The organism is Spirosoma areae (assembly GCF_054781775.1).
The window spans coordinates 59,430-72,373 of the sequence record NZ_BAAGTT010000026.1; the positions used below are offsets into that span (position 1 = coordinate 59,430).

Annotated in this window: 10 protein-coding genes; 3 read left to right on the forward strand and 7 right to left on the reverse strand. The window is 53.7% G+C overall.

All coding sequences use genetic code 11. From position 1 onward, the window contains the following. Nucleotides 1-31 precede the first annotated feature (31 nt). Genes ACYVI1_RS13125 through ACYVI1_RS13140 form a run of 4 tightly spaced genes read right to left on the reverse strand, consistent with a single transcriptional unit; the run spans nt 32 to nt 5,757 of the window. Nucleotides 32-1,858, reverse strand: coding sequence for a serine/threonine protein kinase (locus tag ACYVI1_RS13125; protein WP_460910760.1), 1,827 nt, complete (start codon nt 1,856-1,858; stop codon nt 32-34). Nucleotides 1,859-1,866: 8 nt separating this feature from the next. Beyond that, nucleotides 1,867-2,805, reverse strand: a complete 939-nt coding sequence (locus ACYVI1_RS13130; RefSeq protein ID WP_460910763.1) for a Stp1/IreP family PP2C-type Ser/Thr phosphatase — start codon at nt 2,803-2,805, stop codon at nt 1,867-1,869. Between the two features lie 12 nt (nt 2,806-2,817). Further along, entirely contained in the window at nt 2,818-4,014 is a 1,197-nt protein-coding gene (locus tag ACYVI1_RS13135; protein WP_460910766.1) for a serine/threonine-protein kinase, read from the reverse strand. Nucleotides 4,015-4,053: 39 nt separating this feature from the next. After that, the gene (locus ACYVI1_RS13140; protein ID WP_460910769.1) at nt 4,054-5,757 is read right to left on the reverse strand and encodes a trypsin-like peptidase domain-containing protein; all 1,704 of its coding nucleotides are present in this window, start codon (nt 5,755-5,757) and stop codon (nt 4,054-4,056) included. Between the two features lie 285 nt (nt 5,758-6,042). Between ACYVI1_RS13140 and ACYVI1_RS13145 the strand changes: the two genes are divergently transcribed. Beyond that, entirely contained in the window at nt 6,043-8,112 is a 2,070-nt protein-coding gene (locus ACYVI1_RS13145; RefSeq protein ID WP_460910772.1) for a tetratricopeptide repeat-containing sensor histidine kinase, read from the forward strand. Nucleotides 8,113-8,125: 13 nt separating this feature from the next. Here ACYVI1_RS13145 and ACYVI1_RS13150 read toward each other — a convergent pair whose 3' ends face one another. Both ACYVI1_RS13150 and ACYVI1_RS13155 read right to left on the reverse strand, forming a co-directional pair. Further along, nucleotides 8,126-9,061 carry an NAD-dependent epimerase/dehydratase family protein gene (locus ACYVI1_RS13150; RefSeq protein ID WP_460910774.1) on the reverse strand — a complete coding sequence of 312 codons (936 nt, stop codon included), beginning with the start codon at nt 9,059-9,061 and terminating at the stop codon, nt 8,126-8,128. 90 nt (nt 9,062-9,151) lie between these two features. Next, on the reverse strand, nt 9,152-9,805 hold the full coding sequence (locus ACYVI1_RS13155) for a response regulator (protein ID WP_460910777.1): 654 nt from the start codon (nt 9,803-9,805) through the stop codon (nt 9,152-9,154). A gap of 252 nt (nt 9,806-10,057) precedes the next feature. On the opposite strand from ACYVI1_RS13155, the gene ACYVI1_RS13160 reads away from it, so the two are divergent. Both ACYVI1_RS13160 and ACYVI1_RS13165 read left to right on the forward strand, forming a co-directional pair. Continuing rightward, a complete protein-coding gene (locus ACYVI1_RS13160) occupies nt 10,058-11,077 on the forward strand; it encodes an MBL fold metallo-hydrolase (protein WP_460910780.1) in 1,020 nt (339 codons plus the stop codon). Between the two features lie 87 nt (nt 11,078-11,164). Beyond that, entirely contained in the window at nt 11,165-11,833 is a 669-nt protein-coding gene (locus ACYVI1_RS13165; RefSeq protein ID WP_460910783.1) for an SRPBCC family protein, read from the forward strand. 51 nt (nt 11,834-11,884) lie between these two features. On the opposite strand, the gene ACYVI1_RS13170 is transcribed toward ACYVI1_RS13165, so the two are convergent. After that, nucleotides 11,885-12,892, reverse strand: coding sequence for a bestrophin family protein (locus tag ACYVI1_RS13170; protein WP_460910786.1), 1,008 nt, complete (start codon nt 12,890-12,892; stop codon nt 11,885-11,887). Nucleotides 12,893-12,944: the final 52 nt, after the last annotated feature.

Sequence of the window (12,944 nt, forward strand, 5' to 3'; positions counted from 1 at the left end):
TAAGTGAGGTGAAATGGTGATAAGCAGATTGTTAAAGATTAATGACATCATCGCCGGTACGGACTTCAAACGTTTGCCCTGGCCGGAATAGCACCGGCTGGCCTTTGGCTTCTTCGCTGATCGTGGCCGACCGCAGCGAAAGCCGTTTGCCGTTCACGGCCTCGACGGTATTGATCCGAAATTCGAGCAGATTTTTCTTTCGGAACATGTCTCCGTCGGCCCGTTTAATTCGGCTCACTTCACCGTAGGCAGTTGCTCCGCTCTGAATCACCACCTCCCCATCGCTCATGACCGACTCCGTTACCCGAAACCGGATCGACTGACCTTCCTGCGAAGCATCGGACGAAAGCCCGTCAATCAGCGCCAGGCTGACCCGCAGCCGCCGAATGGCAATTGCTTTTCGGCTCGTTGTTTTAGGCGGTGCCGGGTCAGAAACCGGTTCAGACCGGGTTGCTGGATTGACAGGACTGGTCAGCGTTTCTGACGGGTCCGGCGTTCCGGGCTTAGGTACTTCAGCCGTTCCAGTGCCTGACTTTTTGGTAATGACAGGGCCGTTGCTATATGGGCGGAGAATCATTGATTTGGGTTGCTTACCAACTACCTTGTCTTTCTTTTCGACGGGTGCGGGCTGCTCTCCTTTAGGCGCGGGAGCCGGTATTGTAGCCGGTGTTTCCTGAGCCAATGGAACGGCAATCGCTGGCTGGTCGACCGATGATTTGGGTTGCTCGGATTTAGTTACAGGTCGAGTGCCAGAGGAGGCTGGCAGGCGTTTTTCGGGTGGCGTGTCGTCGGCTTTGTCGAATAGAATCAAGCCGATAAAACCAATGGCAAATAAGGTGAGTATTCCCGCCAAAAGCGTTTGCCAATTTTCTGACAACCAACGCTTTGATCGGTTTTGCAGCGATGGGTCACGACCCGGCGAAACCTCTTTCGTTTCAATCAGAATGGGTTGACGGACGGGCTGAATGTTCAGGACATTGGTGGTGGTGGTGGGCGGTGGAGCAACAAACTGGGTTGGGTCGAGGTTGGGTATCTGCGAAAAAAACGGTTGCAGTGCCCGTTGAAACTCTTTGGCATCGGCAAACCGTTTAGCCGGGTTTTTCTCCAATGCTCTGTGAACAATGGCTTCGAGTTCTTTCGGCACGCTGGCGTTCAGTTTCCGAAGGGCGATGGGCTTTTCCTGAATAATCGCCTGCATCAGGGCATAATCCGTTCGGCTGGCGAAGGGCAGTTTGCCGGAGAGCAATTCATAGAGCAGAATGCCCATGGCATACAGGTCCGATGCGGGCGAAGGCGCTTCGCCCTGCACCAGTTCGGGGGCCATGTATTCGAGTGTGCCAACAATCCGGTTCACCTGGGTCAGGCGTTGGTTGCCTACCACGCGGGCAATCCCGAAATCCATTAGTTTGATGCTTCCTTCCGGGGTTAGCATCAGGTTGGCGGGCTTGATGTCGCGGTGCAGAATGCCTTTCCGGTGAGCGTGGGCAAGTCCTTCGAGACCCTGCCGGGTGATTTCGGCGGCCACGGCGGCTGGCAGTGGGCCCGTCCTTCGGATCAGCGTTTCCAGACTGTCGCCTTCGACGTATTCCATCGCCATGAAATAATCGGAACCGTCCTGCAGGAAATTATACACCACGGCAATGTTGGGGTGGTTGAGCCGGGCGAGAATCAGAGCTTCGTTGCGGAAACGCTCCATAAACGAGGTCTGACTGACCAGGTGCGTGTGCAGCATCTTAACGGCAACGAGCCGTTCGAGGTGTGTATCGATGGCCTGATACACGGTGCCCATCCCGCCTTCGCCCAGCAGCGATTCAACGCGGTAGTGATGGATCAGTCGGCCTTTCATGGTTGGTTGCATGGTGGTGGTCATTGGGGAAGTTCCAGATCACGGGTGAAGGGCAGGTCGATCTCACGGGTTTCTTTGACTGTTGTACCCTGGTCGGCAATGATGCGCTCGGCCAGCACAACCGTAATGTTATCATGCCCGCCCCGGTTCTTGGCCAGCCTGACCAGTTCGTCGGCAGCGTCGTGCAGATTGGGCTGTTGCAGCACCCGCACGAAATCGACTTCGAGGCAGTACTCATACAAACCATCGGAGCAGAGCAGCAGCCGGTCGCCGGTATCGAAGGGGAGAATGCACCGCCCCAGGTCCACCCGAACATCGGCTTTTGTGCCCATCGCCTGGGTCAGCACATTGCGTTCCGGGTGGCTGGCTGCGGCTTCGGCGGTAATTTGGCCCGTTCGGAGCAGTTCCTGAATGTAGGTGTGATCGTCGGTTAACTGAATGAGTTGACCCGCTTTGAACAGATACGCCCGGCTGTCGCCGACGTGGGCAAAATACAGCTGCTGGTCGTGAACAACAATGGCCGTGCAGGTGGTGCCCATGCCCCGAAACGTATCGTGTTGGCGGGCTTCGTCGAAGATTTGGCGATTAGCCATCTGGAAAGCCCGCAGCAAACTTTTCTCAATGGTTTCGGCATGCTGAAAATACTCCCGGCTCACAATCTCGGCAGCCATCTGACTGGCTACTTCCCCGGCCAGGTGCCCGCCCATGCCGTCGGCTACCAGCAGCAGGTAGCCTTTCAGCCGGCGTATACCTTCATCGGCTAAGCGGACAAACAGGCCCGTATCTTCGTTATTTTGCCGAACATTCCCCAGGTCAGACACGACAACAGCGTTCACTTCGCCCACCAGCGAGCCAGCATCCGGGGTAGCGTCGGTGGGTTGTTCAACCATTGATTCGGCGGTTTCGGGGAGCGTTGCCGAATCGGTTTGCCCGAATAGCCAGTTAAATAAATTTTTCATGCGCTTGGGGTCCTATCGGTCGAAATAACACTGATATAATTCCTGTACATCGGGGTCAATGACAAACTGCTGCTCGGCACCACGATGCCGAATGGTAATGGGAATGGCCTGGCCGGGCGTCCGTCTCACCACGAAAGGTTCTTTGGATTGCACCGTGCCATCGGGCATAACAAGCTCAATGTCATAGTCGGCGTTGAGTACCTCGACCTGAATTTGTTCGTACTGACCGGGTTGCTGAACAAAAGCCTGTTCGGGTTTTGCCGGCTTTGTTACAGTACGGTTGAAAAGTCCAATACCGGCTGCCATCAGTAGACCCGCCAATAGCCAGTAGCGGAGGGGAACGGGCCAGTTGACCGTTGGCAGGTTCGAGAGCGAGCCGACAGCCTGAGCCATAAAATTCGGCTCAACAGGTTTTTCAAGAGCGGCCCCAATGTCGGCTGCGGATGGCCGCTTCGCCGGGTTTACCTGCAGGCAGTGGGTAATCAGGGTGGCCAGTGCAGGCGAAAGGGCCGGGTTCAGCAGGCGCGGGCGGCTGTAGTGGCCACGTTCGATTTGATGGCGCAGTACAAGCGGGTTGCGTTCATCGAAGGGCAACTGACCAGTTGTCATTTCATAAAGCAGAACGCCCAAAGCCCAGACATCCGATTTTTGGTCAACCTGACCGCGAAACTGCTCCGGGGCCATAAACTCGGTGGTGCCAACGGCGTGACCAACCTGCGTCAGTTGGGGGGTAGACCGCCCTTTGGCGATGCCGAAATCAAGTACTTTAACCTGCCCATCGGGGCGAATTCTGACGTTTGACGGTTTCAAATCGCGGTGAACGATTCCCATCTGGTGCAGGTAGGCCACGGCGCTGGCGATTTGCCGGATGATTTGCGTAACTTTCTCATTACTAATGCGTTCGCTCCGTCGAATCAACTCGTCTAAGGATTGCCCGTCGATCCATTCGAGCACTAAAGCAGGGCGGTCGTCGATGAGGCTAACCTCGTATAGGGCCGCAATATTGGGGTGCGAAAGCGAAGCCTGAACTGCGGCTTCGTTGCGGAACCGGGCCGCAAATTCGGGTCGGTATAAGACTTTCACCGCTGCCAGGCGACCCGTTTCGACCTGTGAGGCTCTAAAAACCTCACCCATCCCACCTGCACCGACATACTCGGTCAGGCAATAGCCAGCAACGATGCGGTGGAGGAAGGGATGGGTGAGTGGCATGGATAGAAGACGTTTGGGAACATAAAACCTGAAACAGACTTAATCAACTACTTGCCGACGGCCCATCAACTCCAGGCCGTATTTGATGGGGACGGCAAAGGTGATGCGGGTGGCATCCATGCGGCTGGTACTGGCCGAGAAAATCCCGATGGCGTTTCCGTCTTTGTCGAACACCGGCCCACCACTGTTCCCCGACCCGGTTGCATTGACCGTAAGTTGGTAATAATCGCCCATTTCGCTGTAATAGGCGGCTGCTTTGCCTACCGACTGACCCCGCAGCACCTTGCCGACGTTACCGGGCGTAACCGTCACGTCGGGTACCTTCATAATCTGCGGATTCCGGTTGCCGGCATCGGATGAATATTCACCGACGAACACATCGGGCGAGATACCGGGGTACCCCATGACGGTGATGGGCTGACCGGGGGCAATCTCTTTGTCGGCGTCGCGCAGTTTAACGGGGGTGAGGGTTTCGGGCAGGTCGATCTTGATCATCGCTACGTCGTGTTTCGTTGACACGATGGGCTTGCCCTGCGCCGGGAAACGCTGTTCGTTTTTGTTGAAGGTCACGTCGATGTAGGTGTTTTCACCCGCAATGACCTTCCCTGACATGGGTTTCTTGCCGAAGTACTGGGTTTCGGCGGGAACCCACCGGAACTCCTGCACCGGCACCGGGCTAATTTCCCAACCCGTTGGGCCGCTGCCTTCCACCAACAAAGCACCCGGAAACGCATCCTGCGGAAAGCTGTAGTATGAATTCCAGGCGGCTGCCACGTGCCGGTTGGTCAGGATATGACCCTGGGGCGACACCACAAAACCCGTTCCGCTGGCCCCCGACATCGCAATGGGTCGGCCATTGGGGGTGTTTCGCTTCAGACCCAGCAACGGTTCAATCTTGCCGGGCGCTGTTTCGATATACATGGGCGTGTTGACAATGGTGCCGTCGGCCTGTTTTATCTCCCGGTATTCATGGTAAATATCGTCGCCGGTTGGGGTATAAATGAGTTTATAGCCGAATTCGATGAAAACGACCTTGCTGGTATTGGCCGAAGCAATTTGTTCGGGATTCAGGCCGTCGTTGGCTTTGGTGACCTGCGTCACCGGTTTATTGTTGATAACAATCGTTTTGCGTTCGCCAAATTTATCCCGGAAGGCGTAGGCCAAACCCGACAGCAGCACCAGCACAACGGCGGCACTCAGCAGCACCGACCGCGTGTTTTTAGTCCGCTCGGTAACCATCATCCGTTCAACGGTTTGCTTGCCCAACCCTACTTTGGCTGGCATCGACATATCATTTTCCTTCGATAGCGAATGGGTTTCGGCCAAACTTACTTCCGTTGTTGGTTTAAAGGAAGCCGGGACCTCGACAACGCGGGTGCTCATCATCAGTTCGGCGGGGCGCGGGTTCAGGTCGAACTGAAAAACAGGCCCACCCTGACCAAGTTGAATTTCGTCGCCGGGCTGAATGGGGGCCGAATCGACAATGCGGCTCTTATTGACGAAGATGCCGTTGCGGGAATTATTGTCGACCACGCTGAAGGCCAGCGAGTTGCCCGGTTCACGTACAAGTTTGCCGTGTTCGCGGGAAACCGCCGAGTCGCGATCTGGATCAAACCGAATCACGTTGGTAGCGGCCCGGCCGAAGGTGAGTTCGTTGTATTTTTTGTAATCGAACTCTTCAACCTGGTTAGCTTTGGATCCGGTCAGGTGCCGGATAACGAAACGATTTATAACAGTTGCCATGATAATAAAGAGTGAAAGAGCGAAAAGGGTTGTCGTTTTGACTGATACAAAGTTGGCCGATGGGCCGTTGGTGGGAAATCGGGGAATGCCCGGATTTGCGCCCTGGCGAACCTATATTTTTCATCTATAGGTTTTCCTATAGATTTGTGTTATCCCTTGCTATTGAGGTAGTTAAATGGTTATTTGCTGACGGCCAACCACCCCCAACCGAAGCGTCGGCCGCCATCCGGTAGTGTGGCCTTTGTCCTCACAGGCCACGGGAATGCTCATTCACCCTTTATGCCCATGCGCTACTTCTTCCTCTTCTTTCTGACCTGCACCGTCGTCGTTGCCCAGAATCCAATCATTGATTCGTTACGGAACCAACTGACCAAACTACCTCTGGACAGCAACCGGGTGAAAACCTTGCACGAACTGGCCACCAATTTGTGGTGGAATGGCCACGACTCGCTGGCCCGCCAAACCCTCAAACAAACCATGCAGGTAGCGAAACAGACCCATTACACGACGGGAGAGATTCGCGCCCGGATTGCGCTGGCCCGCATCGAGGCTGATTACCTGTCGGATGCTAAATCGGCTCACGCTCAGTTAGATACTGCCCAGAAAATGGCTATTGCCCTTCAGGATTTGTCGTTGCAGGGGCAGGTATTTCTCCGGCGGGCGCAGTTGTACGAGAACATCATGAACAAGCTTCCTGAAGCAAGGGCGTTGCTGGAAAAAGCACTGCAAACGGTTCGGAAAGCGGGCGACCGGAAATGGGAAGCGCAGGTCTACAACGAAATGGCGATTATGAAGATGGGCGAGGGAAATTATGTGGCCTCCATTAATTTGTGGCTCAACGCCCGGCGTATTCAGGAATCCATTCAGGACTGGAAAAGCCTGCGGGCCACGCTGCCCAACCTCGGTGCCGTGTACCTGAAAATCAACCGGTATGCCGAAGCGATGGTCTGTTTCAACGAGGCCGAAAAAGTAGCCGGCCGTCTGCACGACAATCTCGTAAAAACGTTTCTGATTGGCCGGAAAGGCGAAATCTTAGAGAAGAGGAAGCAGTATGCTCAAGCCTTGCCGTTGTACCTTCAGCAAGTGAAATTCTACCAGGAACCGTATCAGCCCAGCACGCTGGCCAGGGCCTATGCCGCCGTTGGCCGGATGTACATTCACCTGAAAAACTACGATAAAGCGATGGAATACAGCAGATTGGCGCAGCAGACCTACCGCAATACCGTCGAGAAAACGGAGGAAGCCATGGAGCATAATTCCCAGAGTAATTTCGGGAAAATCTATTTAGCCCGCAAACAGTACGACCGGGCGGCTGCCTCCGCCCGAACGGGTCTGGAGTGGACCGAAGGGGTGCGGGAAATGCTCCCGGAACGAACCGAATACCTGCGCCAGTTAGCCGAAGCCTACGACCATCTGGGCCAACCCGCCAAAGCCCTCGCTTATTTCAAACGCTACAAAGCTGAAGCCGACACCATGCTCAACGCAGAGGCCATGCAGAAGGCCACCGTTGCCAGCATGACCTATGATTTTGAGAAAAAACAGCAGGGCGTTCGGCTGAAGCAGGCCGAGCAGCAAACCCGGATTCAGGGACTGGAAAATGATAACCTGGCGAAAACCCGTAACCTGCTGATTACCTTGCTGTTACTAAGCGCGGGAATCCTCAGTTTCGTGTTCTGGAACTACCGCCGGCTCAAAATTAAAAATGAAGAATTATCCCGGAAGAACGCCGAAATCGAAGCGGCTCTATACCGGGGCCAAACCCTCGAACGCAAACGGGTGGCGAGTGAACTGCATGATAGCGTAGCCTCTAAAGTGTCGGCGTTGAAATGGCGGTTCGAAGCGTTCGATACGTCGCACTTCGATACGGCTCAGCAAAGCGAACACATCCGATTACTGGACCAAATGGGCGAGGTGTATGACGATATCCGGTCTATTTCGCACAACCTGATGCCCGAAATACTTGAGAAACAAGGGCTTCAGGCCGCGCTCATCAAACTGACCGACACGCTGAAAGTTCAGAACCGGACCCGGTTTCTGCTGGAAGTGGAAAAGTCGGGGGCGGACGTGCGGGGCAAAACGGCTTACGAACTCTACGCCATCACCCTCGAATTGGTCAATAACATTCTCAAACACGCCAAAGCTAAGCAGGCCGACATAGCGTTGTCGCGTCAGAATGGGTTTCTGGACCTGACTGTTCAGGACGATGGGCAGGGTATGCAGCCGGGAAAAAGTCAGGATGGGATTGGCCTTCAGAACATTAAGTCGCGGTTGGAGCGGCTGGGCGGCACGTATCTGATTTCAAATCCAGCGCAGGGCGGGACGTGCGTGACGATTCAGATTCCGGTTGCTGCGTAGGGCAATTACTCCCCTATTTTTTGTTCATCAGTTGATTAACTATTTGTTTCACAGCCAGTTCATTCGTTGTTGCTGTGAAATCAAACCGCTTGTTAAACTTGGCACTGTCGAAGAAATAGTCACGGTCATACTGGTAACGCATTTCGTACATTTCGCGTAGTATCGGCACAAAAAGCCCAATTGCCCGTATGCCCCAACCGGGTAAAACCTGATAGCTATTGCTTGTATTCATCTCCGCTGCAAATAAATTTATCCATCCCTCGCCCGTTATTTTTTGCGGATCGGTCGGTAAATTCCAGATTTGATTATACGCATCCTTCGTATTCCCAAGTAGTGCCGTTCCTGTGGCGAGGTCGGGTGCATAACTACAACTGTGGACGACCTTTGCATTGCAGAACCACTGGGCTTTTTTACCTTTCTCCAGGTTATCGTAAACGGTATTCATCAATATACTTTTATCCTTTATTCCTCCAAAAAAATCGGCAGAGCGGGCGATTATTGCATTCAGTTTCTTTTTCTCAATACCGTCTACGATTAGTTTGTCAACGTCTGCCCGAACTTCTCCTTTTTTACTCGTCGGGCTAATGGGTGACGTTTCGGTAATGTGCCTGACATTATCGCCACCGACAGCATAAACGTTGTCGAAGAAAACAAGCTTAGCGTTATACTGCAAGCAAGCGTCAATTACATTTTTGATGAGTGGCGGCCACATTTGTTGCCAGGTCTTTGTATTATAGTCAAATCCAACCATTAAGTAAACGATTTCGCTTCCCTCAACAGCCTTAAATACCTGTTCTTTTATGGATAGATCAGCTGGGAACAGGGTATCCGTTGGATTTACCTTTTTCGGGTTGCGACTGACTAATCGAATGGTAGCTGTGTAGGCGGGCAGGACTTTGGCAAGCTCTGTGCCTATTGCGCCACCGGCTCCTAAGATTGTTTGCATCATTGATGTTATTGTTAGTTAAGGGTACTTTGTGGTTGTGTCTTGCAAAGCCATCAAAGCCCCAATGCCTTGTCACTATTCATAATCCGCCCGTCATAATAACCCGTGCTTCACCGCATACTTAATAATGCCAATTGAGTTTTTGACGCCTAATTTGCGGAGTATGTTGTGTCGGTGCGTTTCGACCGTTCCGGGGCTGATGAATAGCTTATCGGCAATGGCGTTGGTGGAGAGTTCCTGCGCTACGAGGTGGATGACTTCGATTTCGCGGTCGGTGAGGGGCGTTAGGGGCCCCGGTGCTTCGTCGGTCTGACGAATGGTGGTCATGGGGAGTGCCATCAACTGTGTCATAACCGATTCGGAGAAGTATTTTTCGCCCCGTGCAATGGTTCGCAGGGCTTTTTCCAACTCGGCTTTACCGGCTTTTTTCATGACGTACCCCGAAATGCCCGCCCGGAAAGCCTCCCGGATTTTGTCGGCGTCTTCGGAAACGGTCAGCATCAGAATTTTAAGCTGCGGGAAATGCTGCCGTACCTGAAGCGTCAGGTTGATGCCGTCGAGATTGGGCATGTCCATGTCGGTTAACAGCACGTCGACCTCATGCTCCTGTAAAAAGTCAACGACCTGCCGGCTGTCATTTAACGTGCCAACAACCTCCACGCTGTCGATACGGCTCAGTAGTAAGGATAAACTGTCTAAAATAATTTCGTGGTCGTCGGTTAGCAAGACACGGATAGAAGAGGGCATAAGCAGTACAAGTCAGCAACGGAATAGGATAAGTCAAAGATACAATAGGTTTTAATCATTGACAATCATTGGTTTACGGCAACCGATGCTGATCTGGCCAAAGTGATTGAAATGGAACCGCACGGCAGCGGCCGACCGTCGGCGGACAGGCGGATGATTAGGATGGTTATGATTAACGCTGATTAAATCATAACCATCCTAATCATCTGCCGGTGCGGATCTATTACTTTTGACAAATTCCGCCTGATGCTTATGCCCACTGCATTGCTGCTGTTCTGCCTGCTCCTGACTATATCCGCCTGCGCCCCGCGCTACAAAGGCCCCATCACCGACCATTTTAACGGTAAGAAATTTTTCAATCCGGGCATGCCCGAACGAACCGCCGGAGGGGTGCTGAAGTGGCTGCTCAACCGCGACAAAGGCCCCTGGCCCCAACAACCCGATGCCTTTGTGGGCGCCCGGCCCGCCACGCGCATCGAGGGCGACAGTCTGGTGCTCACATTTGTGAATCACTCCACGTTTCTGATTCAGACGAACGGGTTGAATATCCTGACCGACCCCGTCTGGTCGAAGCGGGTGGGGCCGACATCGTGGTTAGGTATCAAGCGTAAGCGTCCGCCCGGACTGCGGTTTGAGGAACTGCCGCCCATCGACGTCGTGCTACTGAGCCACAATCACTACGACCACCTCGACCTGCCCACGATAAAGAACTTAGTGAAAGCACATAACCCGCTGTTCATAACGCCCCTCGGTGTGTCGTATCTGCCCAAATCGGTGGGTGGGCGAACGAGCCGCGAACTCGACTGGAACGATACCCTGCAAATCAATGACAAACTCCGGCTGACCTGCACGCAGGCGCAGCACTTCAGCAACCGGGGGCTGGGCGACCGCGATGAAACCCTCTGGTGCGGCTATCTGCTCCATACGAGTTTTGGTGTGATGTATTTTTGCGGAGACAGCGGCTACGGGTCTCATTTCAGGCGCATTGCCGAACAGGCCGGTGCGCCCATCAAACTGGCGTTGCTACCCATTGGTTCCTACCGGCCCGAGTGGTTTATGGCCCCGGTGCATGTGTCGCCCGCCGGGGCTGTGCAGGCATTTGTCGATTTAAATGCGTTGCAGGCCGTCGGTATTCACTTCGGCACCTTTCAGCAGGGCGACGATGGTCTGGCCGAACCCGCCAACGATGTACGGAAAGCGCTGCGGGAGAAAAAGGTAGCCGAAGAGCGGTTTATCATACCACAGGAAGGACGACCGATGGTGTTTCGGTAAGTGTTAACTGCCAACAAAACCAACAACCTCAGCGTTTATTCTGTGAATAATCAGGGGAGAGCGTTGATGAACAGGCGTAAATACAGTATGAATTTGTTTCGATTAAGTTGCTGGCTGGGCGTAGTCTTTAGCGGTTTTGGTTTAAGTACAGCAACGGTTTGGGCGCAGGAGGGGTGGCGTTTAGAAAAAGACAAAGACCAGATTCTGGTGTATTCCCGGCGCGCACCCGGCAGTAAGTCAACCGAGTTAAAGGTAGAGTGTACGCTGGCTGGCACCCAGAGCCAGTTAGTGGCCTTGTTGTCAGACATCCCGAATTATCGGAACGTCATCTACAAAACCAAATCAGCGCAGTTGATCCGGCGCGTCAGTGAGACCGAACTGCTCTATTATGTGGTGAGCGCCTTGCCCTGGCCCGTGAGCGACCGCGATATGGCCGTTCGGCTAACCTTTGCCCATGACCCGGCTTCTAAACTCCTACAGGTACGGGGCGTTGGGGTGCCCGTGCCCGGCGCAGTCGCCACGAATTCTGGCACGGTACGCATTGCCGACTGGTTAGCCGTTTGGCAGGTTCAGCAGGTGACAAAGCAGCAAATGCGGGTCATCTATACGTGCCGGTTCGACCCCGGCGGAGACATTCCGGCCTGGCTCGATCATGTAGCGGCCGCTTCGAGTGCCTATCAATCGTTTGTACTTATTCGGAAGAGTTTAGCCTTACCCCGCTATCAGGGCAAGGTCTTCGCGTTTTTGGGGCCCTAGCGGGAAAACAACCAAACCTAAAAGGTCTCCAAGACCTTTTAGGTTTAGCGGCTACATCAAAATATTCCTTACTGGCTGAATAGCAGGCGGGATGTCGGTTTCGTCGAGCATTTCGCGCAGGTCGATTTCGATGGTGCGGCTCATGGAGGTAATGGGCGTATCGTTTGCTCCTCCCTCAAAGGGGTTCTCAGTGCTTTCGCCAACCTGCTCTAAACTCATGAATACCCACGACACCAGCACCCCAAACGGAATGGTCAGCCAAACGGTGTGATCGCCGAGTTTGTCGAATTCCTTGAGCAGCCCAAAGGGAACCAGCAGCACAAACAGCCGGATAAACAGCACGTTGATGGTGGCAAACTGACGCGGATAGGGAAAGTTTTTGATGCGTTCGCTTTTCCCCTGATGCTCATAGAGTTCTTTCAGCATCAGCTCCAGTTCGATGTATCGGTACGTATCCACCCAGCCATCGTCGGCCAGCTCGCGGAGTTGTTTGGATTGGAGAGCCAGCAACTGGGTTGCCCGGTTTTTTTTGCCCAGCACATAATCGGTCTCCTGGGTCGATAAAAGCTTACGGAGTTCGTCGGTCAGGTTGCTTTCCTGTTCGGGAATGCTGTAGAACTGACGATATTCCGCATTATAGCTTTTCATGGTGTTTTCCCACTTGCGGGGTTCGCGCAACTGAAACCGCAGCGCCGTGAGCCAGGCCACATGCCGATAAATCAACTGCTGATGCACGGCGGCAGAACTACCGGCAGAGGTTGCCGGGCTACGGATAAAATCACGCGCCATGATGCCGAAACTTCGGCTGCTATTGACAATGCCGCCCCAAATCTGGCGGGCTTCCCAGGCGCGGGCGTAGGTAGCGTTGTTGCGAAACCCGGCAATGAACGCGGCTGCCGTACCCAGCAGCGCAATGGGCACCCAGGGCATTCCTAACCAGGTTAAACCCACTACTTCATAGAAAAACGTGACGACAATGTTGATGCCCAGCAGCCAGTACAAATTCTGGCGGGTCCAGAACAGAAACTCGGTTAACGTATAATTTCGTCCAGCGTGCATAAAAGTTGACTGGTTGGTATGAGAGAAGTTCTTTTTTTGACAGGATTACAGG

Coding starts and splice junctions, on each gene's coding strand:
- ACYVI1_RS13125 (WP_460910760.1), bottom strand. CDS start 1,858: ATGCAACCAACCATGAAAGGCCGACTGATCCATCACTACCGCGTTGAA.
- ACYVI1_RS13130 (WP_460910763.1), bottom strand. CDS start 2,805: ATGAAAAATTTATTTAACTGGCTATTCGGGCAAACCGATTCGGCAACG.
- ACYVI1_RS13135 (WP_460910766.1), bottom strand. CDS start 4,014: ATGCCACTCACCCATCCCTTCCTCCACCGCATCGTTGCTGGCTATTGC.
- ACYVI1_RS13140 (WP_460910769.1), bottom strand. CDS start 5,757: ATGGCAACTGTTATAAATCGTTTCGTTATCCGGCACCTGACCGGATCC.
- ACYVI1_RS13145 (WP_460910772.1), top strand. CDS start 6,043: ATGCGCTACTTCTTCCTCTTCTTTCTGACCTGCACCGTCGTCGTTGCC.
- ACYVI1_RS13150 (WP_460910774.1), bottom strand. CDS start 9,061: ATGATGCAAACAATCTTAGGAGCCGGTGGCGCAATAGGCACAGAGCTT.
- ACYVI1_RS13155 (WP_460910777.1), bottom strand. CDS start 9,805: ATGCCCTCTTCTATCCGTGTCTTGCTAACCGACGACCACGAAATTATT.
- ACYVI1_RS13160 (WP_460910780.1), top strand. CDS start 10,058: ATGCCCACTGCATTGCTGCTGTTCTGCCTGCTCCTGACTATATCCGCC.
- ACYVI1_RS13165 (WP_460910783.1), top strand. CDS start 11,165: ATGAATTTGTTTCGATTAAGTTGCTGGCTGGGCGTAGTCTTTAGCGGT.
- ACYVI1_RS13170 (WP_460910786.1), bottom strand. CDS start 12,892: ATGCACGCTGGACGAAATTATACGTTAACCGAGTTTCTGTTCTGGACC.